General features: G+C 55.8%; 20 protein-coding genes and 5 tRNA genes. 13 read left to right on the forward strand and 12 right to left on the reverse strand.

Going from position 1 to position 23,537, the window contains the following annotated elements; genetic code table 11:
- Positions 1 to 135: 135 nt before the first annotated feature.
- The 4 genes from AACY26_RS08575 to AACY26_RS08590 all read right to left on the reverse strand — a co-directional run bounded on the left by AACY26_RS08575 (position 136) and on the right by AACY26_RS08590 (position 2,095).
- Positions 136 to 585: a YkvA family protein gene (locus AACY26_RS08575; RefSeq protein WP_339512960.1), complete on the reverse strand. Its 450-nt coding sequence runs from the start codon at positions 583 to 585 to the stop codon at positions 136 to 138.
- Between the two features lie 368 nt (positions 586 to 953).
- Complete coding sequence (locus AACY26_RS08580; RefSeq protein WP_339512961.1) at positions 954 to 1,703, reverse strand: FKBP-type peptidyl-prolyl cis-trans isomerase; 750 nt, start codon at positions 1,701 to 1,703, stop codon at positions 954 to 956.
- Between the two features lie 217 nt (positions 1,704 to 1,920).
- Positions 1,921 to 1,997 (reverse strand) — tRNA-Asp (locus AACY26_RS08585).
- 22 nt (positions 1,998 to 2,019) lie between these two features.
- A tRNA-Val gene (locus tag AACY26_RS08590) sits at positions 2,020 to 2,095 on the reverse strand.
- 287 nt (positions 2,096 to 2,382) lie between these two features.
- On the opposite strand from AACY26_RS08590, the gene rdgC reads away from it, so the two are divergent.
- From rdgC to sugE, 3 genes are all read left to right on the forward strand, one after another.
- Positions 2,383 to 3,303 carry a recombination-associated protein RdgC gene (gene rdgC / locus AACY26_RS08595; protein ID WP_010484973.1) on the forward strand — a complete coding sequence of 307 codons (921 nt, stop codon included), beginning with the start codon at positions 2,383 to 2,385 and terminating at the stop codon, positions 3,301 to 3,303.
- A 144-nt stretch (positions 3,304 to 3,447) separates the two neighbouring features.
- Positions 3,448 to 4,395 carry a bile acid:sodium symporter family protein gene (locus AACY26_RS08600; protein WP_339512965.1) on the forward strand — a complete coding sequence of 316 codons (948 nt, stop codon included), beginning with the start codon at positions 3,448 to 3,450 and terminating at the stop codon, positions 4,393 to 4,395.
- A gap of 142 nt (positions 4,396 to 4,537) precedes the next feature.
- On the forward strand, positions 4,538 to 4,852 hold the full coding sequence (gene sugE / locus AACY26_RS08605; RefSeq protein WP_339512967.1) for a quaternary ammonium compound efflux SMR transporter SugE: 315 nt from the start codon (positions 4,538 to 4,540) through the stop codon (positions 4,850 to 4,852).
- Positions 4,853 to 4,908: 56 nt separating this feature from the next.
- On the opposite strand, the gene AACY26_RS08610 is transcribed toward sugE, so the two are convergent.
- The 5 genes from AACY26_RS08610 to AACY26_RS08630 all read right to left on the reverse strand — a co-directional run bounded on the left by AACY26_RS08610 (position 4,909) and on the right by AACY26_RS08630 (position 9,573).
- The gene (locus AACY26_RS08610) at positions 4,909 to 6,783 is read right to left on the reverse strand and encodes an MFS transporter (RefSeq protein WP_339512968.1); all 1,875 of its coding nucleotides are present in this window, start codon (positions 6,781 to 6,783) and stop codon (positions 4,909 to 4,911) included.
- Between the two features lie 242 nt (positions 6,784 to 7,025).
- Positions 7,026 to 7,355, reverse strand: a complete 330-nt coding sequence (locus AACY26_RS08615) for an AzlD domain-containing protein (RefSeq protein ID WP_339513127.1) — start codon at positions 7,353 to 7,355, stop codon at positions 7,026 to 7,028.
- A complete protein-coding gene (locus AACY26_RS08620; RefSeq protein WP_339512970.1) occupies positions 7,355 to 8,065 on the reverse strand; it encodes an AzlC family ABC transporter permease in 711 nt (236 codons plus the stop codon). Before AACY26_RS08620 ends, AACY26_RS08615 begins: the two co-directional genes overlap by 1 nt.
- An 88-nt stretch (positions 8,066 to 8,153) precedes the next feature.
- Entirely contained in the window at positions 8,154 to 8,996 is an 843-nt protein-coding gene (locus AACY26_RS08625; RefSeq protein WP_339512972.1) for a helix-turn-helix transcriptional regulator, read from the reverse strand.
- 4 nt (positions 8,997 to 9,000) lie between these two features.
- The gene (locus tag AACY26_RS08630; RefSeq protein WP_339512974.1) at positions 9,001 to 9,573 is read right to left on the reverse strand and encodes a GNAT family N-acetyltransferase; all 573 of its coding nucleotides are present in this window, start codon (positions 9,571 to 9,573) and stop codon (positions 9,001 to 9,003) included.
- 282 nt (positions 9,574 to 9,855) lie between these two features.
- Between AACY26_RS08630 and AACY26_RS08635 the strand changes: the two genes are divergently transcribed.
- Positions 9,856 to 13,332: a hybrid sensor histidine kinase/response regulator gene (locus tag AACY26_RS08635; protein WP_339512976.1), complete on the forward strand. Its 3,477-nt coding sequence runs from the start codon at positions 9,856 to 9,858 to the stop codon at positions 13,330 to 13,332.
- A 33-nt stretch (positions 13,333 to 13,365) separates the two neighbouring features.
- On the opposite strand, the gene uvrB is transcribed toward AACY26_RS08635, so the two are convergent.
- Positions 13,366 to 15,381, reverse strand: a complete 2,016-nt coding sequence (gene uvrB / locus AACY26_RS08640; RefSeq protein WP_339512978.1) for an excinuclease ABC subunit UvrB — start codon at positions 15,379 to 15,381, stop codon at positions 13,366 to 13,368.
- A 177-nt stretch (positions 15,382 to 15,558) separates the two neighbouring features.
- Here uvrB and AACY26_RS08645 point away from each other — a divergent pair, with 177 nt between their 5' ends.
- The 4 genes from AACY26_RS08645 to AACY26_RS08660 all read left to right on the forward strand — a co-directional run bounded on the left by AACY26_RS08645 (position 15,559) and on the right by AACY26_RS08660 (position 17,061).
- A complete protein-coding gene (locus tag AACY26_RS08645; protein ID WP_339512980.1) occupies positions 15,559 to 16,755 on the forward strand; it encodes an amino acid aminotransferase in 1,197 nt (398 codons plus the stop codon).
- A 66-nt stretch (positions 16,756 to 16,821) separates the two neighbouring features.
- Positions 16,822 to 16,897: transfer RNA gene (locus tag AACY26_RS08650), tRNA-Asn, on the forward strand.
- Positions 16,898 to 16,902: 5 nt separating this feature from the next.
- Positions 16,903 to 16,979 (forward strand) — tRNA-Pro (locus AACY26_RS08655).
- A gap of 6 nt (positions 16,980 to 16,985) precedes the next feature.
- Positions 16,986 to 17,061 (forward strand) — tRNA-Lys (locus AACY26_RS08660).
- Between the two features lie 132 nt (positions 17,062 to 17,193).
- Here AACY26_RS08660 and AACY26_RS08665 read toward each other — a convergent pair.
- Positions 17,194 to 17,511 (reverse strand): ComEA family DNA-binding protein, encoded by a 318-nt coding sequence (locus AACY26_RS08665; protein ID WP_339512982.1) that lies wholly within the window; start codon positions 17,509 to 17,511, stop codon positions 17,194 to 17,196.
- Between the two features lie 219 nt (positions 17,512 to 17,730).
- On the opposite strand from AACY26_RS08665, the gene AACY26_RS08670 reads away from it, so the two are divergent.
- A complete protein-coding gene (locus tag AACY26_RS08670) occupies positions 17,731 to 19,293 on the forward strand; it encodes a glycoside hydrolase family 17 protein (protein WP_339512984.1) in 1,563 nt (520 codons plus the stop codon).
- A gap of 3 nt (positions 19,294 to 19,296) precedes the next feature.
- Here the strand turns inward: AACY26_RS08670 and AACY26_RS08675 are convergent, their stop codons facing one another.
- Positions 19,297 to 19,686, reverse strand: coding sequence for a hypothetical protein (locus AACY26_RS08675; RefSeq protein ID WP_339512986.1), 390 nt, complete (start codon positions 19,684 to 19,686; stop codon positions 19,297 to 19,299).
- A 119-nt stretch (positions 19,687 to 19,805) separates the two neighbouring features.
- Here AACY26_RS08675 and AACY26_RS08680 point away from each other — a divergent pair, with 119 nt between their 5' ends.
- The 4 genes from AACY26_RS08680 to AACY26_RS08695 all read left to right on the forward strand — a co-directional run bounded on the left by AACY26_RS08680 (position 19,806) and on the right by AACY26_RS08695 (position 23,483).
- Complete coding sequence (locus AACY26_RS08680) at positions 19,806 to 20,309, forward strand: GNAT family N-acetyltransferase (protein ID WP_339512988.1); 504 nt, start codon at positions 19,806 to 19,808, stop codon at positions 20,307 to 20,309.
- A gap of 60 nt (positions 20,310 to 20,369) precedes the next feature.
- Complete coding sequence (locus AACY26_RS08685) at positions 20,370 to 21,668, forward strand: serine/threonine protein kinase (protein ID WP_339512990.1); 1,299 nt, start codon at positions 20,370 to 20,372, stop codon at positions 21,666 to 21,668.
- Positions 21,661 to 22,440, forward strand: a complete 780-nt coding sequence (locus AACY26_RS08690) for an MlaA family lipoprotein (RefSeq protein WP_339512992.1) — start codon at positions 21,661 to 21,663, stop codon at positions 22,438 to 22,440. The genes AACY26_RS08685 and AACY26_RS08690 overlap by 8 nt, the downstream gene beginning before the upstream one ends.
- Before the next feature lie 188 nt (positions 22,441 to 22,628).
- On the forward strand, positions 22,629 to 23,483 hold the full coding sequence (locus AACY26_RS08695; RefSeq protein ID WP_339512994.1) for a pirin family protein: 855 nt from the start codon (positions 22,629 to 22,631) through the stop codon (positions 23,481 to 23,483).
- Positions 23,484 to 23,537 lie beyond the last annotated feature (54 nt).

A 23,537-nucleotide genomic window follows, 5' to 3' on the forward strand; every position in this document is an offset into this window, starting at 1 on the left:
ATATTTGCATCCGCTTATCAACATCTTAGCAGCCCGTACAACTAATAAGCGTGAACGGAGGCCTGCTTGGCGTCATTGAACAACTTTGCGGGTCGACAATTTAGCCGGGGGACTGGTTTTCCGGGCGCAATGAGCTCAGGGTTTGAGCTCTTCCATCTCCAGCGGTGGCGTCTCAGGCAAGTGCTCAATGCGCTTGAGCTTTTCCGCAGGCTGTTGCGACTGCCATAGACGAAACATGCGCAACTCGTCCGACCATTTGCGCAGAACCCAGGCGAGCACGGCTATGTCGTCGACAAAACCGATGCCGAGGATCCAATCGGGTAACGCATCGAGGGGTGTTACGAAGTATAACAACGCCCCCACGAACGCCAGTAACGCTTCGCTACTTACCGCGCGGTACTCGCCACGCCACCAAGCGATGCACAGGCTTTGCAACAGTGTTAGGTCTTGTTTCAAACCGCTCAGCGCCGGGCCTTTCTTGGCGATCTTGCGGGTTGTTGCTGCCAACAAAGCTGGCAACCTACCATTGCTCAAAAAATTTTGCGCAAGCTTCAGATAACGGGAAAAATTTCGAGGTTCTTTCATCGTGCCTCCCTCGCCAGCCCGCGTCTTTCAAGGGCTGGCATGGGTTATCCACCAAAGCTGTGGATAACCTTGTGAACAAATACTGGATTAGCTTACCAAACGCCCGGCTCATGCGGCTTCTCTACAGATCGGGCATTTTTTGCCCAGCAAATAAAACCTTTATTTATCAATAAGTTATATAAATCAAAAGGTTTTTTAAGGCAGGCTGAAATCAGTAAAAATGAAGGCCTCAGCAAATGTGCATAACCGTAACATTCACTAGCCGTTCTCTTCACATTAAGACCGAATAGTCGTTTTTTGGTTCTATTTATGACCCGCACAAACGACAACGCCCCGTCGAAACGGGGCGTTGTTGAAGCCAGAATAGCTTACTCGGCTTTTTGTGCGTCTTCAGCCGATGCTTCAGGAGCGGCGGCCTCAGCTTTCGGATCCTTGATGCCAATCAACTCCAGATCGAAAACCAACACAGAGTTGGCTGGGATCGCAGGGCTTGGGCTTTGCGCGCCGTAGGCCAGGTCGCTAGGGATGTACAGTTTGATCTTCTCGCCAACGTGCATCAGTTGCAGGCCTTCAACCCAACCTGGGATCACACCGTTAACGGGCAAATCAATCGGGCTACCACGCTCAATCGAGCTGTCAAAGACAGTGCCGTCAGTCAGCTTGCCTTCGTAGTGAACAGTAACGATATCGGTTGGCTTAGGTTGCGCACCGTCAGCCTTCTTGACGATTTCGTACTGCAAACCGGAATCAGTGGTCACGACGCCGTCGCGCTTGCCGTTCTCTTCCAGGAATTTCTTGCCCGCTGCTTTCGATTCATCGCTCAGCTTGGCCAGGCGCTCTTCAGAACGTTTTTGCAGGGAAGCAAAGGCTTCAACCAGCTCTTCGTCTTTCAGGCGCTGCTCTTTCTTACCAATTGCATCTTCAATGCCTTGGGCAACTGCTTTCGAATCAAGGTCGTCCATGCCTTCTTGAGCCAGGCTTCTGCCCATGTTCAGGCCGATACCGTAAGAGGCTTTCTGCGCTGGGGTTTTCAGTTCCACGCTGTTGGTTTGAGAATCACAACCAGCGAGCACCAGCCCAACCAGGGCTACCGCAGCTGCTAAACGATGCTGTTTCATGCTTATTCCTTGTTCGGTGCACGCCCGTAGGGCATTCGAGTGAAAGCGCGAGCTTAGCAGGCCGCAACGATCACTGGCTACCAGCTTAGGATTAAGAAAATGCTTATAAGTTCAGCTATTTAGGTCAAACTTCGACGAAAACAATTGATTTGCAGAGAAAGGGATAAATCTAGGGGATATGATGCAAGAGGGGGAGATGCTTGAAGCGGGGAAAAAATGGCGCAGCGGACGGGACTCGAACCCGCGACCCCCGGCGTGACAGGCCGGTATTCTAACCAACTGAACTACCGCTGCGCGTAACTTCAAAAAGCGAGTTTGGTGGGTGATGACGGGATCGAACCGCCGACCCTCTGCTTGTAAGGCAGATGCTCTCCCAGCTGAGCTAATCACCCTTCACTCTCGAAGTGGGGCGCATTCTAGAGAGCCAATCGCACCTTGGCAACCCCCTTTGAGAAATAAATTTTATTTATCCAGCAAAGGCTTAGATAAAGTCTGAAAAACTACCCTGGCAGGCACTCCTGCGTTAAAACGTTGCCCAAGCGATGGCTTAACTGCCTAATTTTTAAATTTGCACTATCGCCACTTACCCGCTTTCCAGGCGATTCCTTCACTCAGGGTTGGCCTGGGACGATTAGGCGGGAATAATGGCGGCTTTGCGTTAATGGAGAGTCACCCTGCTATGTGGTTTCGTAACCTGCTGGTTTATCGCCTCACCCAAGATGTGCCCTTTGATGCAGATGCGCTGGAAGCCGCACTTGCTGCCAAACCGGCGCGCCCATGCGCTAGTCAGGAACTGACCACTTACGGTTTTGTCGCCCCCTTCGGCAAAGGTGCTGACGCCCCCCTGGTTCACAGTAGCCAAGGATTCCTGCTGATTGCCGCACGCAAGGAAGAGCGCATTCTGCCGGGTAGCGTGGTGCGTGACGCAGTCAAAGAAAAGGTCGATGAGATCGAAGCTGAGCAAATGCGCAAGGTCTACAAGAAGGAGCGCGACCAAATCAAGGACGAAATCGTCCAGGCCTTCCTGCCCCGCGCCTTTATTCGCAAATCTGCAACCTTTGCCGCCATTGCCCCGGCCCAAGGCTTGATCCTGGTTGATGCATCCAGCCCGAAGCGTGCCGAAGACCTGCTTTCGACCCTGCGTGAAGCCATTGGCTCACTGCCGGTACGCCCGCTGACGGTGAAGATCGCTCCGACTGCAACCATGACCGAATGGGTGAAGACCCAGAAAAGCGCCGACGACTTCTACGTGCTTGATGAGTGCGAACTGCGTGACACCCATGAAGATGGCGGCGTGGTACGGGTCAAGCGTCAGGACCTGACCAGCGATGAAATCCAGCTGCACATGGAGTCAGGCAAGCAAGTCACCCAACTGTCCTTGGCATGGCAAGAGAAACTGTCGTTCGTGCTTGATGACAAGCTGACCGTAAAGCGCCTGCGTTTTGAAGACCTGCTGCAAGAACAAGCAGAGCAGGACGGTGGTGATGACAACCTTGGCCAACTCGACGCCAGCTTCACCCTGATGATGCTGACCTTCGTTGAGTTCCTGCCAGCGCTGTTTGAAGCCCTCGGCGGCGAAGACACCCCACAAGGTCTCTAAAGCCGGTACGTTCCAGGGTGCGCTCAAGTGGCTCGCCCTGGCGCTCGCAACACCGCAACACTGTACATGCAAGTCCCTAATGAATAAGAGCGGCGCATGCCTTGCGCATCGGCCACCACCTCTGCCTTTTAATGGATCAACAACATGCGTGCATTGATTAGCCTAAGCCGTTTTGTCGGCAATACCTTTGCCTTGTGGGTGCTGTTATTTGCGGTTTTGGCTTTTTTCCTGCCAAGCGTTTTTCTACCGCTCACCGCTTGGATCGTGCCGCTGCTTGGCTTGATCATGTTCGGCATGGGCCTGACCCTCAAGACCGAAGATTTCCGTGAAGTCGCCCAACGCCCAGGCCGGGTTTTCGCCGGGGTTATCGCTCAATTCGTGATCATGCCGTGCCTGGCATGGTTACTTTGCAAGCTGCTGAATTTGCCGGCCGAAATTGCCGTCGGAGTGATTCTGGTTGGCTGCTGCCCAGGTGGCACGGCGTCAAATGTCATGACCTGGTTCGCCCGCGGCGATGTTGCGCTGTCGGTGGCGATCACCTCGGTTACGACCCTGCTCGCCCCACTGGTAACACCCGCGTTGATATGGCTGCTTGCTTCGCAATGGCTGCCGGTGTCCTTTATGGCGATGTTTATCTCGATCCTGAAAATGGTCCTGCTGCCAATCATTCTCGGCCTGGTCGTCCAGCGCCTGCTAGGCGAGCGGGTAAAACTGGCGGTCGATGTATTGCCGCTGATCTCGGTGGTCAGCATCGTTGCCATTGTCGCGGCGGTTGTTGCCGCCAGCCAGGCCAAGATTGCTGAGTCTGGCCTGCTGATCATGGCGGTGGTGATTCTGCATAACGGTATCGGTTTGGCACTCGGTTACTTCGCAGGACGGATAATGGGCATGCCCCTGGCGCAACGTAAAACCATGTCTATTGAAGTCGGCATGCAAAATTCCGGACTGGGTGCTGCATTGGCCAGCGCGCATTTCTCACCCTTGGCCGCCGTACCCAGCGCTCTATTCAGCGTTTGGCACAATCTGTCGGGCCCACTGGTCGCCAGTATTTATCGACGCATGAAAGATGACGCGCCTGAGAAAAGCCAATAAATCAGAAATATTTGGATATTGCGGCGACTTGCCTCGCCGCAGGACTCGGTTAAACTAGGCCCGTTTTGAGGACGACCTCAGACTGCATATCCATCTAGCGGGGACGACCCCAACGACGCAAATTAATCGTCTGGAGGTCTGTATGTCCTGGATCATTCTGTTTTTCGCCGGCTTATTCGAAGTTGGCTGGGCTGTCGGTCTTAAATACACCGACGGCTTTACCCGCCCCCTCCCTACCGCGCTGACCATTGGTGCCATGGCAATAAGCTTGGTGCTGCTCGGCATCGCCATGAAAGACCTGCCACTGGGCACCGCTTATGCGATCTGGACCGGTATTGGCGCCGTTGGCACCGTGATTGCCGGAATCATCCTGTTCGGCGAATCGATGGCGCCGATGCGCATACTCAGCGTGGTCTTGATTGTTAGCGGGCTGCTGGGGTTGAAACTCAGCCACTAACCCAATAGCGCTCTGCCAGCGCCGCCTATCAGCGCGCTGGCAGACAGCTCATCAACTCAACGAATATCGCCACGCAGCCCAGCCACCTGCTCCTGCAAGTAAGCGCGATTGGCCTCTTGTGCAGCAATCGGCGAGCCCGCCACCAAGCAAATACGTGACCACAGGCGCTTTAAAAAGCCCTTGTTCGGGTCGCGACTGAAGAAGCTGCCCCACAACCCCTGCAATGCAATCGGAATCACCGGCACCGGGGTTTGCTCAAGAATGCGATCAACACCACCCTTGAATTCATTAATCTCACCGTCAGTGGTCAACTTGCCCTCGGGGAAGATGCACACCACTTCACCCTTGCGCAGGTACTCGGCGATTTGCTTAAACGCAGCATCGTAGACCAGCAGGTCTTCATTGCGCCCGGCAATCGGCACCGTACCCGCCGTGCGGAAGATAAAGTTAAGCACCGGCAGGTTATAGATTTTGTAGTACATCACGAAGCGTACCGGCCGCCGGATCGCGCCGCCAATCAGCAAGGCATCAACAAACGAAACATGATTGCAGACCAACAGTGCCGCGCCTTCATCAGGTATCACTTGCAGATTTTTGTGCTCAACGCGGTACATCGAATGGCTCAGCAGCCAGATCATAAAGCGCATGCTGAACTCGGGCACAATCTTGAAGATGTAGCTGTTGACGGCAATGTTCATCAGCGAAATAACCAGGAACAACTGCGGAATCGACAGCTTGGCCAGGGTCAGAAAGGCAATCGAAATGATCGCTGAGATCACCATAAACAACGCATTAAGGATGTTGTTGGCCGCAATCACCCGCGCCCGCTCACTCTCGACGCTACGCGACTGAATCAATGCGTACAAAGGCACAATGTAGAAACCACCAAACAGGCCAATGCCCATGATCGACGCCATGATCGCCCACGCCTGGCCATGACTCAGGACACCGAGCCAGTCATGGGGCTGAGCGGCTTGCGGAAAGTCACCGGACACCCACCAGAGCAGAATGCCAAACAGGGTCAGGCCGATGGAGCCAAACGGCACCAGGCCGATCTCGACCTTTTCTCCCGACATCTTTTCGCAGAGCATCGAGCCCAGACCAATACCCAGCGAGAACACCGTGAGAATCAGGGTTACCACGCTCTCGTCGCCATACAGCCAGTCTTTGGCGTACGCCGGGATTTGCGTCAGGTACACCGCGCCGAGAAACCAGAACCAGGAGTTACCCAACAAGGAGCGTGAAACGGCTGGCGTTTGGCCCAAGCCAATTTTCATGGTGGTCCAGGACTGGCGGAAGATATTCCAGTCCATCTTCAGGTCAGGCAAGGCCGCAGGCCCGGAGGGAATCTTGCAACTGGTCAGGTAACCCAGCACCGCAACGCTCACCACCGCTCCGGCGACAATATTCGCGTAGCTGCTACTCGCCATGATCACACCTGCGCCGATGGTGCCAGCCAGGATCGCCAGAAAGGTGCCCATCTCAACCAGTGCGTTGCCGCCTATCAGCTCACGCTCTTGCAAGTGCTGGGGCAAGATTGAATATTTGACCGGGCCAAACAGCGCCGATTGAGTGCCCATGGCAAACAGCACCAACAGCATCAGCGGCAGACTCCCCAACAAAACCCCAGCAGCACCGGCGAGCATGATGATGATTTCAGCGAACTTGATCTTGCGAATCAGCCAGTCCTTATCGAACTTCTCACCGAATTGCCCGCCCAGCGCGGAGAACAGAAAGAACGGCAGGATAAATAGCAACGCACAGAGATTGACCAATAAATCACGGTCGGCGTCGACGGTGAGCTTGAACAGAATGGCTAGGATCAGTGATTGCTTGAAAATGTTGTCGTTAAAAGCGCCGAGCAACTGGGTCAAGAAAAACGGCAAGAACCGCTTGGTGCCGAGTAACGCAAACTGCGATTGTTGGGTCATCTTCCATGTACCTGTGGCGGATTCGTTATGCATTTGACTGCAACCCATCCATCGAAAGCCACACCCAAAGCAGTTTTTTGCAGAGGATTAACGAAAAAAGCGCCCTCGGGCACTCTTTCATTAAGCCCCCACCCGGTGGAAGACGCATCGCCCTTCCACCAACATTGACGTCGACTTCATACCTTATGGTGGACAAGCTTCGCGTTGTCACACCCTACTTCCGGGAGAATCATGGGTTTCCACTAGATCGGCAACTGCCCCATTGCCCAGCGCAGCAGGAAAAACACCAGCAAGCCACCGCCGATTGTCGCCAGTAAATGCCGGGTGAACGCCGCAATCGCAATGGTAATCAGGCCCGCCACCAGGTAGGCGTTATCCAGCGCCAGCTGCCAATTCTGGCCATCGGGCAGCAGCATGCCGGGCACCACGATCGCCGTCAGCACTGCAGTCGGCACGTAATGCAGCCCTTGGCGCACCAGCGGCGGAAAGCTCAGGTTTGGCAAGGCGAACAAACTATAGCGAATGCCGAAGGTAATGACCGTCATACCGAAGATCAGCAACCAATTGTCCATCATGCTAGCTCCTCTACAGGCAGTTCACCGCGCCGTTCCAAAACCACGCCGACAAGGATCCCGCTGAATGCCGCCGCCATAAGCCCCAGCTTGTAAGGCAACTCATGACAGGCCAGGGCTACGGCAGCGGCAACCAGGGCTGCTGCGACTTGCGGGCGATTGCGCAGCATCGGCACAACAATGCCGATAAAGGTTGCGAGCATGGCAAAATCCAACCCCCACTCGGCCAGATTTGGCACCGACTGACCAAAAACCAAGCCAATGACTGTGCACAGCAACCAGTTGCTGTACATCGCCAGTGCAGCGCCGAGGAAATACCAGTGCTTGTTCAGCGACTCGTCACCGAGCGCATAGCGGTGCTGCACCACAGCGAAGGCTTCATCTGTCAGCCAGAACGCCAGACTCATGCGCCAGCGCGTGGGCAGGTGTCGCACAAACGGCTGCAAACTGGCGCTGTACAAAGCATGGCGCAGGTTGACCACAAAGGTGGTCAGCAATAGAACGGTGATACCGACACCGCTGCTGAGCAGACTGATCGCAATAAACTGCGCGGAACCGGCGAAAACAAAAACCGACATGGCCAGTGTTTGCCATGGGCTCAGCCCAGCCGCAACCGCCAGGCTGCCATAGATGATGCCAAATGGCATGGCGCCCAACAGCATGGGCAGCATGTCACGGACACCTTGAGAAAATTCCTGCACGCGGGTCATAACGCATCTCCTTGACCCGCAAGCCTATCGCAACCTGCGCCTGGCAGCTTGAACGATATTGCTCAACTGCGCGCCTGCGCCGAAATCGCTATTGCAGGCTTGGCAGACCCGAGCTGGCTGCCCGGTAAGCACCAGGAGATACGCCGAATACCTGTTTGAACTGACGGCTCAAATGACTCTGGTCAGCAAAGCCAAGCTGCATCGCCACGTGCAACGGCATGCAGCCCTGCTTGAGCAAGGCACGGGCTTGGCTCAAACGCCGCTGCTTCAACCAGGCGTGGGGAGGCAAGCCAGTTGCCCGGCGAAATACCCGAGCGAAATGAAACGGTGATAGGTTCACCGCCATCGCCAATGCTTCGAGCGAAGGCGGCGCGGCCATTTGACTGCTGAGTAACTCCTTGGCCAGCTCCACCGCTCGGGTTTCACGCCCGGGAGCGCGAGGCTCGGCGATCTTGGCGTAACGCTGAAACAGCAGCAAGACCGCTTCGCGCCATACAACTTGCTGCTGCAAGGCATCGGCGCCGCCTTCCAGCAGAAGATGCAGCTGGGTAAATGCACTGTGCAGTTGTGGGTCATGCAGCACGCTAACGGCGAAGCCAGGCATGCCGCCACCGGCGAGATCCAACTCTTGTAACACCCCGAGCACTTGGCGGTTATCCGGATAAAAGCCCCGGTAGCGCCAGCCGTCATCATGGGCCTTGGAGCCGGTATGGACTTCATCCGGATTGATCAACACCATGCTGCCTTGCGGCGCCAGATGGTCACTGCCACGGTGCCTGAATCGTTGTGCGCCGTTTTGGATAACAGTGAACACAAAGCCTTCATGGACATGCGGGGCAAATCGCTGTTGCACATAACGGGCATGCAGCAGTTCGACATCGGCCAAGCCCTTGGCCTGCCAAAAACGGGCTTGTTCACTTGCCTCGCTCATGGCTTTACAACGCGCCGAACCGCGCCTCCAACTGCTGCTTGATGATGGGCCATTGCTGATCCGTGATGCTGTATAACACGGTGTCATCAAGGCGCCCATCCGCCAAGCGACGATGATTGCGCAGCAGGCCTTCGCGCTCAGCGCCGAGTTTCTCAATCGCCGCTTGCGAACGCAGGTTGCTCGCAGCGGTTTTAAGCTGCACACGGACCATTCGCCAGCTTTCAAAGGCATGGCGCAGCATCAGGTACTTGATCATGGTATTGAGCCCGGTGCCGTGTTGCGCCCGATCAAGCCATGTCCAGCCAATTTCGGCGGCAGGCAGCTTGGGCATGAAATCGGCAAAGCGTGTGGTTCCAACCAATTGATCACTCAGACGGATAACAAATGGCAGCGCCTTATCCTCACGCTGATCCGCTAACCCCTGGCGATACCAGTCAAGCCGCTGCGCGCCATCGACATAGAGCAGTTCGTTACGATTGGCCTCGGCCAGCGCAACCAAGGCCGGGATGTCCGCATCAAGCATCGGCTCAATGCGTAGGGCGCCACGCTGTAGGGTTATTAATTGCGGTCTGAACATAAGGCTCCTCTACATGCGTGTACGCTAACAAATCAACTTAACAGGGTGATAACCACTTCACAATTAACAACCGTAGAATTATTCGCTGCCGCAGCCCTGCGACCAAGGTCGCAACTGACGTTTGCAGACTTTGCTGCGACACTGTCGAGAGTGACGCTCAAGCATTTGAAAGCAGCTGCGGTATTGCAGCCTGTTACTGTTGGCAAGCGCGCAAATATCATAGCCGTCGGTTGTTGAAGTTAAGACCGAACCGTTCGTAATTAGTTTGTTGTTGGAGTCTGCATGTCGCTGTCCGGCGGGCTGATCGCTGCTGTTGCCCTCACTTATATGGCCATTCTGTTCGCCATCGCATTTTATGGCGACAGGCGTCGTAAACCCCTGTCGCCCAAAGTTCGCGCCTGGGTCTACAGCTTATCGCTGACCGTTTACTGCACCAGCTGGACATTCTTTGGCGCCGTGGGCCAGTCGGCTGAACAACTCTGGTCATTCCTGCCTATTTATATCGGCCCGATTCTCTTGCTGCTGTTCGCACCCTGGGTGCTGCAGAAAATGGTGCTGATCAGCAAACAGGAAAACATCACCTCGATTGCTGACTTTATTGCCGCGCGCTACGGCAAATCCCAAGGCCTTGCCATAGCCGTAGCCCTGATCTGCTTGGTTGGTGTGCTGCCTTATATTGCCTTGCAGCTCAAAGGCATTGTGCTCGGGGTGAACCTGCTGGTTGGCTCCGTGCCTGATTCCACCGGCACCCGCGCCCAAGACACGGCGCTGATCGTGTCGCTGGTATTGGCCCTGTTCACCATTTTGTTCGGTACGCGCAACCTGGATGCCACCGAGCACCACCGCGGCATGGTGCTGGCTATTGCCTTTGAATCACTGGTAAAGCTGCTGGCGTTTCTCTCGGTGGGCGCTTTTGTCACCTTTGGTTTGTTCGACGGCTTCGCCGATGTCTTCACCCAAGCAAAAAACTCCACTGAGCTCACGGATTTCTGGCAAGTTGCAGTGAACTGGCCGGCAATGCTGGTGCAAACCTGCCTGGCGATGATTGCCATCGTCTGCCTGCCACGGCAGTTCCACGTCACAGTGGTTGAGAATATCGAGCCGCAAGACCTGCGCCTGGCGCGCTGGGTATTCCCGCTCTACCTGATGCTTGCCGCGATGTTTGTGGTGCCTATCGCGCTCGCCGGGCAAATGCTCCTGACCCAAGGCGTGACCCCCGACTCGTTTGTGATCAGCCTGCCCTTGGCCGAGGCTCATCCAGCGCTGGCCATGCTCGCGTTCATTGGCGGCGCCTCGGCGGCAACCGGCATGGTCATTGTTGCCTCCGTGGCACTGTCGACTATGATTTCCAATGACATGCTCTTACCTTGGCTCTTGCACCGCAATAGCACTGAGCGACCTTATGAAGCATTCCGCCACTGGATGCTGACGGCACGCCGCGTGAGTATTGTGCTGATCCTGTTGCTTGCCTATGTCTGCTATCGCCTGCTCGGCTCCAACGCCAGCCTTGCAACCATCGGCCAGGTCTCTTTCGCCGCTATCGGTCAACTGGCACCGGCCATGTTCGGGGCTTTAGTGTGGAAGCAAGCCAATCGCCGTGGCGTGTTCGCCGGGCTCATTGTCGGCGCGCTGATTTGGTTCTACACCTTGGTGATCCCGTTGATTATCGGCAGCCTGGGTTGGTCCATAGAGCGCGTTCCCGGCCTGAACTCGCTGCTCTATGCGCCGATCGGCTTCGAAGTAGATGCACTCACTCGTGGCGTGGTGCTGTCGCTGGCCGGCAATACGCTGCTGTTCGCCTGGGTCTCGTACTTTTCCCGCACCCGCGTATCTGAACACTGGCAAGCCGGGCGCTTTATTGGCCATGACCTGGGCAGCAAGCTCGGCGCCCGCAATAGCCTAGCCGTGCAAGTGAACGACTTACTGATACTGGCCAGCCGCTTTGTTGGCGAGGAGCGCGCCAAACAGAGCTTTATGCGCTTTGCCGCGCGCCAAGACCTGGAGTTCAACCCCAATCATCAAGCCAACAGCGAGTGGATCGCCCATACCGAACGCCTGCTGGCCGGTGTGCTCGGCGCCTCATCGACGCGCGCCGTGGTCAAAGCAGCCATTGAAGGCCGCGACATGCAGGTTGAAGACGTCGTACGCATCGTCGACGAAGCCTCTGAAGTGCTGCAATTCAATCGGGCGCTGCTGCAAGGCGCGATAGAAAACATCACCCAAGGCATCAGCGTGGTCGATCAATCGCTGCGACTGGTGGCCTGGAATCACCGCTACATCGAAATGTTCGAATACCCGGAAGATTTGATTTACGTTGGCCGCCCCATCGCCGACATCATTCGCCACAACGCCGAACGCGGCCTGTTTCGCGAAGGCGGCGTCGAAGCCAATATCAGCAAGCGCCTGTACTGGATGCGCCAAGGAACACCCCACACCTCTGAGCGCATGTTCCCCAACGGCCGGGTGATTGAGCTGATCGGCAACCCCATGCCCGGTGGCGGTTTCGTCATGAGTTTCACTGACATTACCGAATTCCGCCAAGCCGAGCAGGCCCTTAAAGAAGCCAACGAAGGCCTTGAACAGCGGGTCAGCGAGCGCACCCACGAGCTGTCGCAACTGAATGTCGCGCTAACCGAGGCCAAGGGCAATGCCGAAGCCGCCAATCAGTCGAAAACCCGCTTCCTTGCTGCCGTAAGCCATGACTTGATGCAGCCCCTGAATGCCGCGCGCCTGTTCTCCGCAGCCCTGTCGCATCAGGACGATGCACTCCCCCATGAAGCCCAGGAACTGGTGCGCCATCTCGACACATCGCTGCGTTCTGCTGAAGAGTTGATCACCGACCTGCTGGATATCTCGCGACTGGAAAGCGGTCGCATCACACCCGACTGCAATCCCTTCGCGCTAAGCACGCTGTTTGACACCCTTGGCGCTGAATTCAAGGTTTTGGCCGCCGAGCAAGGCATTGATTTCCGCCTGCGCGGCAGCCGCCAGCGTATCGACAGTGATATCCGCCTGTTGCGCCGTGTGCTACAGAACTTCCTGACCAACGCCTTCCGCTACGCCCAAGGCCGCGTGATTCTGGGCGTACGCCATGTCCCTGGCCATTTGCGCCTTGAGGTGTGGGATCGCGGCCCCGGCATTCCCGAGAACAAGCGCAAAGAAATCTTTGAAGAATTCAAGCGCCTGGACAGCCACCAGACCCGCGCCGAAAAAGGCCTCGGCCTGGGTTTGGCGATCGCGGACGGCCTGTGTCGAGTGCTCAATCACTCACTGGAAGTGCGCTCATGGCCAGGCAAAGGCAGCGTGTTCAGCGTCACCGTGCCGCTGGCCAAGACCTCGCTGCACAAGCCAACCAGCAATGCTGTTGAACAGAGCAATGCCCAGCTGCCAGGTTCCCAGGTGCTCTGTATCGACAACGAAGACAGCATTCTGACGGGTATGCACAGCTTGCTGTCACGCTGGGGCTGCCAGGTTTGGACAGCGCGCAATCGCCTGGAATGCGAGCACCTGCTCAGCGAAGATGTGCGTCCGCAGCTTGCCTTGATCGATTTTCATCTGGATGAAGGCGACACCGGCACCGAACTGATGGCCTGGCTACGCACCCGTCTCGGCGAGCCTGTACCTGGCGTGGTGATTAGCGCGGACGGCCGCCCTGAGCTTATCGCCGCAGTGCATGCGGCGGGGCTTGATTACCTGTCCAAGCCGGTCAAGCCTGCGGCGTTGCGCGCCCTGCTCAGTCGTCATCTAACCCTGCGCTGAACATGTCAAAGCTGGCTGGAAAACACCAACCGGCTAGACTTTAAGCAGGCGCTCGCGCAGCTTCTGCACTTCGTCACGCATTTGCGCTGCGGCCTCGAACTCCAGGTCCCGTGCCAACTGGTACATTTTTTCTTCAAGCTGGCGAATGCGCTTGCTGATTTCACTCGGCGAGCGCAGCTCATTTTCATAGCGGGCCTGCTCCTCAGCGGCCTTGGCCATACCCTTGCGTTTGTTGCTACGCGAGCCCGGCACCACAGCGCCTTCAAGTATATCCTGAACATCCTTGAATACACCCTTGGGCACAATGCCGTTGGCCTCGTTGTAGGCGATCTGCTTGTTACGCCGCCGCTCGGTCTCGCCAATCGCCCGCTCCATGGAGCCAGTCATGCGGTCCGCATACAGAATCGCCCGGCCATTGAGGTTACGTGCCGCCCGGCCAATGGTCTGGATCAATGAACGCTCGGAACGCAGGAAGCCTTCTTTGTCAGCATCGAGAATCGCCACCAGTGAAACCTCGGGCATATCCAGGCCTTCACGCAGCAAGTTGATGCCGACCAACACGTCGAAGGCGCCAATGCGCAAATCGCGGATAATCTCGACGCGCTCAACGGTGTCGATATCCGAATGCAGGTAACGCACCCGCACACCGTGATCGGCCAGATAATCGGTCAGATCCTCAGCCATGCGCTTGGTCAGCGTGGTGACCAGCACGCGCTCCTCGATCGCCACGCGCTTGTGGATTTCAGACAACAAATCATCAACCTGGGTCAGCGCCGGACGCACTTCGATTTGCGGGTCAACCAGACCGGTTGGGCGCACCACCTGCTCGATGACTCGCCCGGCATGCTCGGCTTCGTATGGGCCGGGGGTTGCCGAGACAAATATGGTCTGCGGACTGGCGTTTTCCCACTCTTCAAAACGCATTGGCCGGTTATCCAGAGCCGATGGCAAGCGAAAACCATACTCGACCAGGGTTTCCTTGCGTGAGCGGTCGCCCTTATACATGGCTCCGACCTGAGGCACGCTGACGTGGGACTCGTCGATCACCAACAAGGCTTGATCAGGTAGATAGTCGTACAGCGTCGGCGGCGCCTCGCCGGAGTCGCGACCAGACAGATAGCGCGAGTAGTTCTCGATGCCGTTGCAATAACCCAGCTCGATAATCATTTCCAGGTCGAAGCGAGTACGCTGCTCAAGACGCTGGGCCTCGACCAACTTGTTCGCGCCACGCAGGTATTCAAGGCGTTCGGCCAGCTCGACCTTGATCTTCTCCACCGCTTCGAGCAGGGTTTCACGGGGCGTCACGTAGTGACTTTTTGGATAAAAGGTAAAGCGCGGCAGCTTGCGGATGACCTCGCCGGTCAACGGGTCGAAGGCTGAAATGCTTTCGACTTCATCGTCAAATAGTTCGATGCGAATCGCTTCAAGGTCGGATTCCGCCGGGAAGATATCAATCACATCGCCACGAACGCGGAAGGTCGCGCGGGCAAAATCCATGTCATTGCGAGTGTATTGCAGGTCAGCCAGGCGCCGCAGCAATGCCCGCTGATCCATCTTGTCGCCCCGGTCGACGTGCAGCACCATCTTCAGGTACAGCTCGGGACTGCCCAAGCCGTAAATACAAGACACAGTCGTCACGATGATTGCGTCGGGCCGCTCCAGCAGTGCCTTGGTCGCTGAAAGACGCATTTGCTCGATGTGGTCGTTGATCGAGGCGTCTTTTTCAATAAAGGTGTCAGACGAAGGCACATAGGCCTCCGGCTGATAATAGTCGTAGTAGGAAACAAAATACTCGACCGCATTATTGGGAAAGAAGGTCTTGAACTCGCCATAGAGCTGGGCGGCCAGGGTTTTATTGGGCGCCAGCACCAGAGTCGGCCGGTTGATCTGGGCGATCACATTGGCAATGCTGAATGTCTTGCCCGACCCCGTCACACCCAGCAAGGTCTGGTGCGAAAGCCCAGCTTCGAGCCCTTCTACCATCTGCCGGATTGCCTCAGGCTGATCACCAGCAGGCTGAAAACGGGTAACCAGTTCAAAATCGGACATAACTAACCTCAACAAACGATGTGACGCGACCCGATAGAGTACGTCATAAAAAGCGTGCTTGCGCTGTCGCAGCACGCGATCTAGCCCGCTATACTAACGGGCCACTGACGCATCCCCTAATGTTGGACATTAAGGGATGCCTGCCCCCACCTCTCTCATAACAGAGCTGCCACACTCATGAGTCTGTTCACCGCCGTCGAAATGGCTCCGCGCGATCCGATCCTGGGCCTCAACGAAGCATTCAACGCTGATACCCGTGCCCATAAGGTTAACCTTGGCGTTGGCGTATACACCAACGAAGAAGGCCGAATTCCTCTTCTACGCGCAGTGGCCGAGGCAGAAAAAGCACGTATTGAAGCCCATGCCCCGCGCGGCTACCTGCCAATTGAAGGCATTGCCGCCTACGACCAAGCGGTCCAGACCCTGTTGTTTGGCAGCAATTCCCGCTTAGTGAGTGAAGGCCGGGTCATCACCACCCAAGCGCTGGGCGGCACCGGCGCGCTCAAAGTCGGCGCAGACTTCATCAAGCGCCTGCTGCCCGATGCCTGCGTGGCCATCAGCGATCCTAGCTGGGAGAACCATCGCGCACTGTTTGAGGCTGCAGGCTTCCCGGTTCGCAACTACCGCTACTACGATGCTTTCAGCAACGGTGTAAATCGCGGCGGCATGCTCGAAGACTTGAAAAACCTGCCGACCCGCTCGGTTGTTGTGCTGCATGCCTGCTGCCACAACCCGACGGGCGTCGACCTGAACATTGAGGACTGGCAAGCGATCCTGGAGATTATCCGTGAGCGTGAACACGTGCCATTCCTCGATATTGCCTATCAAGGTTTTGGCGACGGTATCGAAGAAGACGCTGCAGCCGTTCGCTTGTTTGCACAATCTGGGCTGACCTTCTTTGTTTCAAGCTCGTTCTCGAAATCGTTCTCGCTGTACGGTGAGCGAGTTGGCGCGCTGTCTATTGTCACCGGCTCAACGGATGAAACCAGCCGCGTACTGTCGCAGGTTAAACGGGTGATCCGCACCAACTACTCGAACCCGCCAACCCATGGCGCCAGCGTTGTCGCCACTGTACTCAATACACCTGAACTGCGTGCAATGTGGGAAGCCGAGCTGGGTGAAATGCGTGACCGCATTCGCAACATGCGCCTGTCCATGGTCGAGCAATTGGCGGCGCTGGGTGCTAAACGTGACTTTAGCTTCGTTGCCCAACAACGCGGCATGTTCTCCTACTCCGGCTTGACCACCGAGCAAGTCGAACGCTTGAAGAGCGAATTCGGTATCTATGCCGTAGGCACAGGCCGCATCTGCGTGGCGGCTCTTAACGTGCGAAATCTGCCGGCAGTGACCGAAGCCATCGCCAAAGTCCTTTAAATATTTAAAAAGGGGTCGTCAGAGGCTTGACTTCCCCTTAATAATCAGTAGGATACGCGTCGTTGTTCCGCGATAGCTCAGTTGGTAGAGCAAATGACTGTTAATCATTGGGTCCCTGGTTCGAGTCCAGGTCGTGGAGCCACTTGTCGGGGTATAGCGCAGTCCGGTAGCGCGCCTGCTTTGGGAGCAGGATGTCGGGAGTTCGAATCCCCCTACCCCGACCATTATTTGGGTCGTTAGCTCAGTTGGTAGAGCAGTTGGCTTTTAACCAATTGGTCGTAGGTTCGAATCCCACACGACCCACCATTTTCGCTCTTGCTGTTGATAAGAGTTGAATCTTAGGAACAGCGTCATTCACTCTGTTCCAATTAAAAAAAGCGCCGATATGGCGCTTTTTTTATGCCTGCCACTTGAACAGCAAGCAAGTAATGCCCGGCATTACTTAACACTGAGCTTGCTGCGATTGCGCTCAAGGATAGCGGCACCAATCCCCTTGACCTCAAGCAGCTCATCGACAGAAGCAAAGGCCCCAACGCTTTCACGATAGGCAACGATGGCCTTGGCCTTCATCTCACCCACGCCGGTCAAGCCTTGCTGCAAGGTGGCTGCATCTGCAGTGTTCAAATTGATGGTCGTTTGCGCCTCAGTTTGCTCAACAGCAAGCTGATCTTTTGCTACAGGCTCCGCAGCGCTAAGGGTAAATGGGACAACAGTGCACGCTAAAGCCAGCAGCGCTGGCAAGATGTAAATACGCATATTGAATTATCCTATTCAGGTTCCCGGACTTCCTGCCCGAACTGCACGCATGTGCAATAACCTGACCCTAACGCTGCGATTCTGATATTCGAACCAAACCAAAGGACAAACGTCATAGTAGCGTTGCCAAGCAGTGCACTTGAGTCATTGCATTTGCTTATGCCGTAGCCATCGCGTATCCGTTACCATTGCCAGCGTCTTCCCTCTGTGCGCCCTACTATGCCTGCTATCCAACGCTTTTCATTGCCTGCCTACCTACTTAGCGCCGTGCTGGGGTTAGTCCTGTTAACCGGGCTTTGGTATGGACTTGGCAAACCCGTGCATCTACCCGATGTTGCCAGCGCCTCGCACAAGATGCAGTGCGCGTCATACACCCCTTTCGGCAAAGACCAATCCCCCTTCCAGAAACCCTTGCGCATCAGTAATGAACGCATGGACATCGATCTCGGGATTCTCGCCAAACGCTTTGATTGCCTGCGCACCTACTCGGTGACGGGCCTTGAAGCGCTGCCCGACTTGGCCAGAAAGCACGGCCTGACCCTGATGATCGGTGCCTGGGTCAGCCGTAGTCCGATTGAAACTCAAATCGAGATCAAAGGTGCAATCAAGGCTGCCAACGCCAATCCTGACATTGTCAAAGCGGTGATAGTCGGCAACGAAACCTTGCTGCGCAAGGAAGTCACCTCCAAACAATTGGTCAAACTGATTAGCCAGGTTAAATCCCAAATCAAGCAACCGGTGACCTATGCCGATGTCTGGGAGTTTTGGTTAAAGCATCCTGAAATCGCGCCTGCGGTGGATTTTCTGACAATCCACCTTCTGCCTTACTGGGAAGACGATCCAGCGGGTATCGACACAGCACTGTCCCAGGTCGCCAAGGTGCGTAACCTGTTCACCGAAAAATTCGCACCCAAAGATATCCTGATCGGCGAGACCGGCTGGCCAAGCGAGGGACGCCAACGTGAAACTGCACTGCCAAGCCGGGTAAACCAGGCCAAGTTCATGCGCGGCTTCGTCACCATGGCGGAAGAAAATGGCTGGCATTACAACTTGATTGAAGCCTTTGACCAGCCCTGGAAGCGCGCCAGCGAAGGCGCTGTCGGTGGCTACTGGGGCTTGTACGACGCAGACCGCAATGACAAGTCGGTGCTCGCCGGCAGCGTCTCAAACCTACCAGACTGGCCCTTCTGGCTAGGGGGCAGCGCATTGCTCTACGGTGCAATACTGTTACTGACATGGCGCCCGCAATCCATGCGCTACAGCCTTCTTCAGCCGCTGCTGGTCGCAGTCGGGGTTGGCTGCATGGGCCTATGGGCGGAGTTAAGCCTGATCACCAGCCGCTACATTGGCGAATGGTTGTGGGCTGGCGCACTTCTGGTTCTGAACATGGTTGTCCTGATGCACATCAGCCTGGCCCTGAGCGAGAACAAAGATTGGCGCAGGACAGTGTTCAGCTGGCTCGATAGCCGGCGGCATTGGTGGTTGATTGCCAGCGGCTTTGCGGGTGCGGTGATGATGCTGGCACTGGTCACCGATGCACGCTACCGCAGCTTCCCAAGCGCCGCACTGCTGTTGCCAGCAGTGGTTTATCTATGGCGCCCGGTTGCTGGTTTTCGCCGTGAGACCCTTGCATTGCTGTTACTGATAGCAGCTGGAATCCCACTGCAGCTCTTTGAAGAAACCCTGGGCAATGTTCAGGCAATCGGCTGGGCCTTGGTCAGCGCACTGTTGGGTGCAGCGTTGTGGCGCAGCCTGCAGCAACGCCAGGCCCAGCCCAGCTAGACCTCAGGAGTTGGGAGTCGCAGCCAGTGATGACTGCGGCGCCCGCACCAATCGCAACAACGCCAAGACCACGGCAAAAACTGAAATACTTGCGCTATACAACACCAAGCCCGCCAGGCCCAACAGCAACCCAGGCACGGCCAACCACCAACCAAGTCGCCCGGGCAGCAAAAAGCCAAGGCCAGCAAATACAATTGCGGCCCAGGCAATGATTCGCAGATGAATCATCCAGCCCAGTGTTGAGCGTAGGCTGCATGCATATAGTTCGGGGGTATCCGCACAGACGCCCACCCACTCATCACCTTCCATCAGACCATAACGCAAGCCATAACAGGCAGCCAGGCTCAGCAATACCAGAACTACAAAAATGGCGATGGACCAGGGGCGAGGCATGGGTAACTCCAATTAGATAGGCGGCGCCCAGAATAATCGTACGGCCAATGGATGCAAGTAATGTTGATCATCGCCAACCATATCGGCATGCTTGGCAGGCTGAGTAAAAAGGAAATTTTATGAGTCGTATCAATGTTCGCCCAGCCACACCTGCAGACATGCCTTTGATTTTGGCGCTTGTCGCCGAATTGGCTGTGTATGAAAAGCTCCAGGATCAGATCACTTCTGACCCTCAAGAGTTCGCCAACCATCTTTTTGGTCCACGTCCGTACGCAGAAGTCCTGATTGGCGAACTCGACGGCCAAGCCAATGGATTTGCCTTGTTTTTCCATAATTTCTCGACATTCCTCGGGAAACCAGGCATTTATCTCGAAGACTTGTACGTGCGTACCGAAACCCGGGGTTCAGGGCTCGGCAAGGCCTTGTTGAGCACACTGGCAAAACTGGCAGTCTCTCGCGGCTGTGGACGTCTAGAATGGTCTGTACTCGACTGGAATGAGCCGGCAATTGGTTTCTATAAACAACTCGGCGCCTACCCCCTGGAAGATTGGACACAATTTCGCCTAACCGGCGATGCTCTTCAGGGTCTGGCAAAAGTTACAGACGGACTTGCACTTGCTTAACTTTCAATTGTCATAAATCAATACTTCAATATTACGTCATCTTCTAAAGGGACTTTACCCATGTCGCTTACCCGCCGCCTTGCTGCGCTTGTCTGCGGCCTAACCCTCAGTGCACCACTGTGGGCGGCAGACGTAGACATCGAAAGCTATGGCTACCCGATTACCAACCCGTTTGAGGCGACTATCGCCACAACGCCGCCAAACCTGCGCCCGACTTTGCCGGACGACAGTGATATCGACCAGAGCGACTACAAGATATTGCTGCACCCGGAACGTGAGTACGAGTTGCCGGATAACCTGTGGGCGGTTACCAAGATGAAATACCGTCTGGCCGAGCAAGACGGTGAAGCGCCATTGATCTTCATTATTGCGGGTACCGGCGCCCAATACTCCAGCAGCACGCCTGAATACCTGAAGAAGCTGTTCTATGGCGCCGGTTACCATGTCGTTCAACTCTCATCACCGACCAGCTATGACTTCATGGCATCAGCCTCGCGCCATGCCACGCCAGGGCTGTCGGAAGACGATGCCGATGACCTGTACCGCGCCATGCAGGCGGTTCGCGCCCAGCACCCAGACTTGAAGGTCAGCGACTACTACCTGACCGGCTACAGCCTCGGCGCGCTTAACGCCGCCTTCGTCAGCAAGCTCGACGAGGAACGACGCAGCTTCAATTTCAAGCGTGTATTACTGCTCAATCCACCGGTGAACCTCTACACCTCGATCAGCAACCTCAACAAACTGGTGCAGACCAAAGTGGAGGGGATCAATACCAACAGCAACTTCTTCGACCTGATCCTTGGCAAGCTGGCGCGCTATTTTGAGCAGAAAGGCTACATCGACATCAACGAGGCCATGCTCTATGAATTCCAAATGTCCAAGGAGCATTTGACCGACGAACAGATGGCCATGTTGATTGGCACTGTGTTCCGCTTTTCCTCGTCGGACATCGCCTATACCTCCGACCTGCTTAACCGCCGCGGCTTGATAACACCACCCGGCACAGTGATCGAAGCCAATACAGATATGACGCCGTATCTGCGCCGTGCCTTGCAGTGTGATTTCGAGTGCTACATGCGCGAACAACTGATCCCCATGTGGCGCGCCCGCTACGACGGCGGCAGCCTCAGTCAACTGGTTAACAAGGTCAGCCTCTATGCATTGGAGGACTACTTGAAGACCAGCAAAAAGATTGCGGTCATGCATAACGCCGACGACATCATTCTTGGCCCAGGCGATCTTGGTTTCTTGCGCCGCACCATGGGCGACCGCTTGACCGTATACCCGCTTGGCGGACACTGCGGCAACCTAAATTACCGCGTCAACAGCGACGCCATGCTGGAGTTCTTCCGTGGTTAAGAAAATCCTCCTGCTCGCCCTGTTGCTCAGTGCAAAAACTGCGTGGGCCGAAACAACACCACCAATCGGTGAAGATGGCTTCAAGAACCCGCTGGATCGACTCGAGTTCAACCCAGGGCTTGATCAGCATGTGTTCGAACAGTCGAGTTTCCAGGCGCTGGATGTCTACGACCCCTGGGAGTCTGTCAACCGGCGCATCTATCACTTCAACTACCGCTTTGATGAATGGGTATTTATCCCGGTCGTCGATGGCTATCGCTGGATCACACCTGACTTTGTTGAAAGCGGGGTCAGCAACTTCTTTGCCAACATCGGTGATATCAGCAACCTGGCCAACAGCCTGCTGCAACTGAAAGGCAAACGCTCGATGGATATCACCGCGCGCTTGCTGCTCAACACCACCATTGGCGTGCTGGGTGTATGGGACCCAGCAACCAAAATGGGTATTCCCAAGCAACGTGAGGATTTCGGCCAAACACTGGGTTACTACGGCGTACCTGCCGGTCCTTATTTGATGGTACCTATTCTGGGGCCTTCAACGCTGCGCGATGGCACAGGACTGGTTGCCGACTTCGAAGGCCTGGCAACCCTCGATTTCCTCGACTTCTTTGCATTCAGCTTTGAATCCCCGCAACTGGAAGTCAGCACACTCTGGGCAATCGATACGCGCTCTACAGTCAACTTCCGCTACGGCCAGCTCAACTCGCCGTTCGAGTACGAGAAGATCCGTTACTTCTACACAGAAGCGCGAAAGCTGCAGATTAACGAATAGCGTTAATCCTGCAAAAATGAAAACGCCCAGCTCGAACTGGGCGTTTTTTTATGCCTCGAAAATCTGCCCTGCCGAACACAAAACCAATCGGTTTTATCGATTAGTTACTCAAATATTTAGCACCCATCTATCTAATAAGATCCAATACCATAGCGCCATCAACATCATGTCAGCTAACGAGGTGCCTGATGAAAACCATGCGCAAAATACTCTCCGTACAACCGGGCCAAGCCGCATCCGACGGCGCCGGGGTCAAGCTGAATCGGGTTATTGGTGGCACAGGACTGGAGCGCTTTGATCCTTTCCTGATGCTTGATGAGTTCGCCACAGAAAACCCAGACGACTACATCGCCGGCTTCCCGCCCCACCCTCATCGCGGCTTTGAAACCATTACCTATATGATTGAAGGGCGCATGCGCCATGAAGATCACATGGGCAATGTCGGCCTGCTTGAAAGCGGCAGCGTGCAATGGATGACCGCCGCCCGCGGGGTAATCCACAGTGAAATGCCAGAACAGCAAGATGGCGCCATGCGCGGATTCCAGTTGTGGCTCAACCTGCCAGCCAAAAGCAAGCTCAATGATCCGGACTACCGCGATATAGCGACCAGCGAAATCCCTCGTGTGAGCACCACGCGAGGCGTCGAGGCAGTGGTAATTGCCGGTCGGTTCAACGATGGTCAACTGATCCAGGACGGCGCCGTGCAGCGCCCGGACACAGAGCCCCAGCTGTTTGACCTGCACCTAGCGCCAGGCAGCCAGGTGCAGCCCAGGTTGCCCGACGGCCACCGCGTGATGCTCTATGTCTACGAAGGCAGCCTGCAGCTACCCGAAATCAATCCTGACACCATCCAAAACGGGCGTCTGGTGCGATTGTCGGACCAAGGCGAATTGCACCTGGCCAGCGCCACGGGAGCAAAGGTCTTGTTGATTGCGGGCAAACCCATTGGCGAACCCATCGTTCAATACGGCCCCTTCGTGATGAACAGCCGCGAGGAGATCGAGCAAGCATTACGCGATTTTCGTGACGGGGTATTGGCCTGAGGCGGCCAGCACACAGCTTGTCCGCCTAGATTTACAGCTAAACAGCCCACAATG

Source organism: Pseudomonas sp. RL_15y_Pfl2_60, from assembly GCF_963970595.1.
GTDB lineage: Bacteria > Pseudomonadota > Gammaproteobacteria > Pseudomonadales > Pseudomonadaceae > Aquipseudomonas.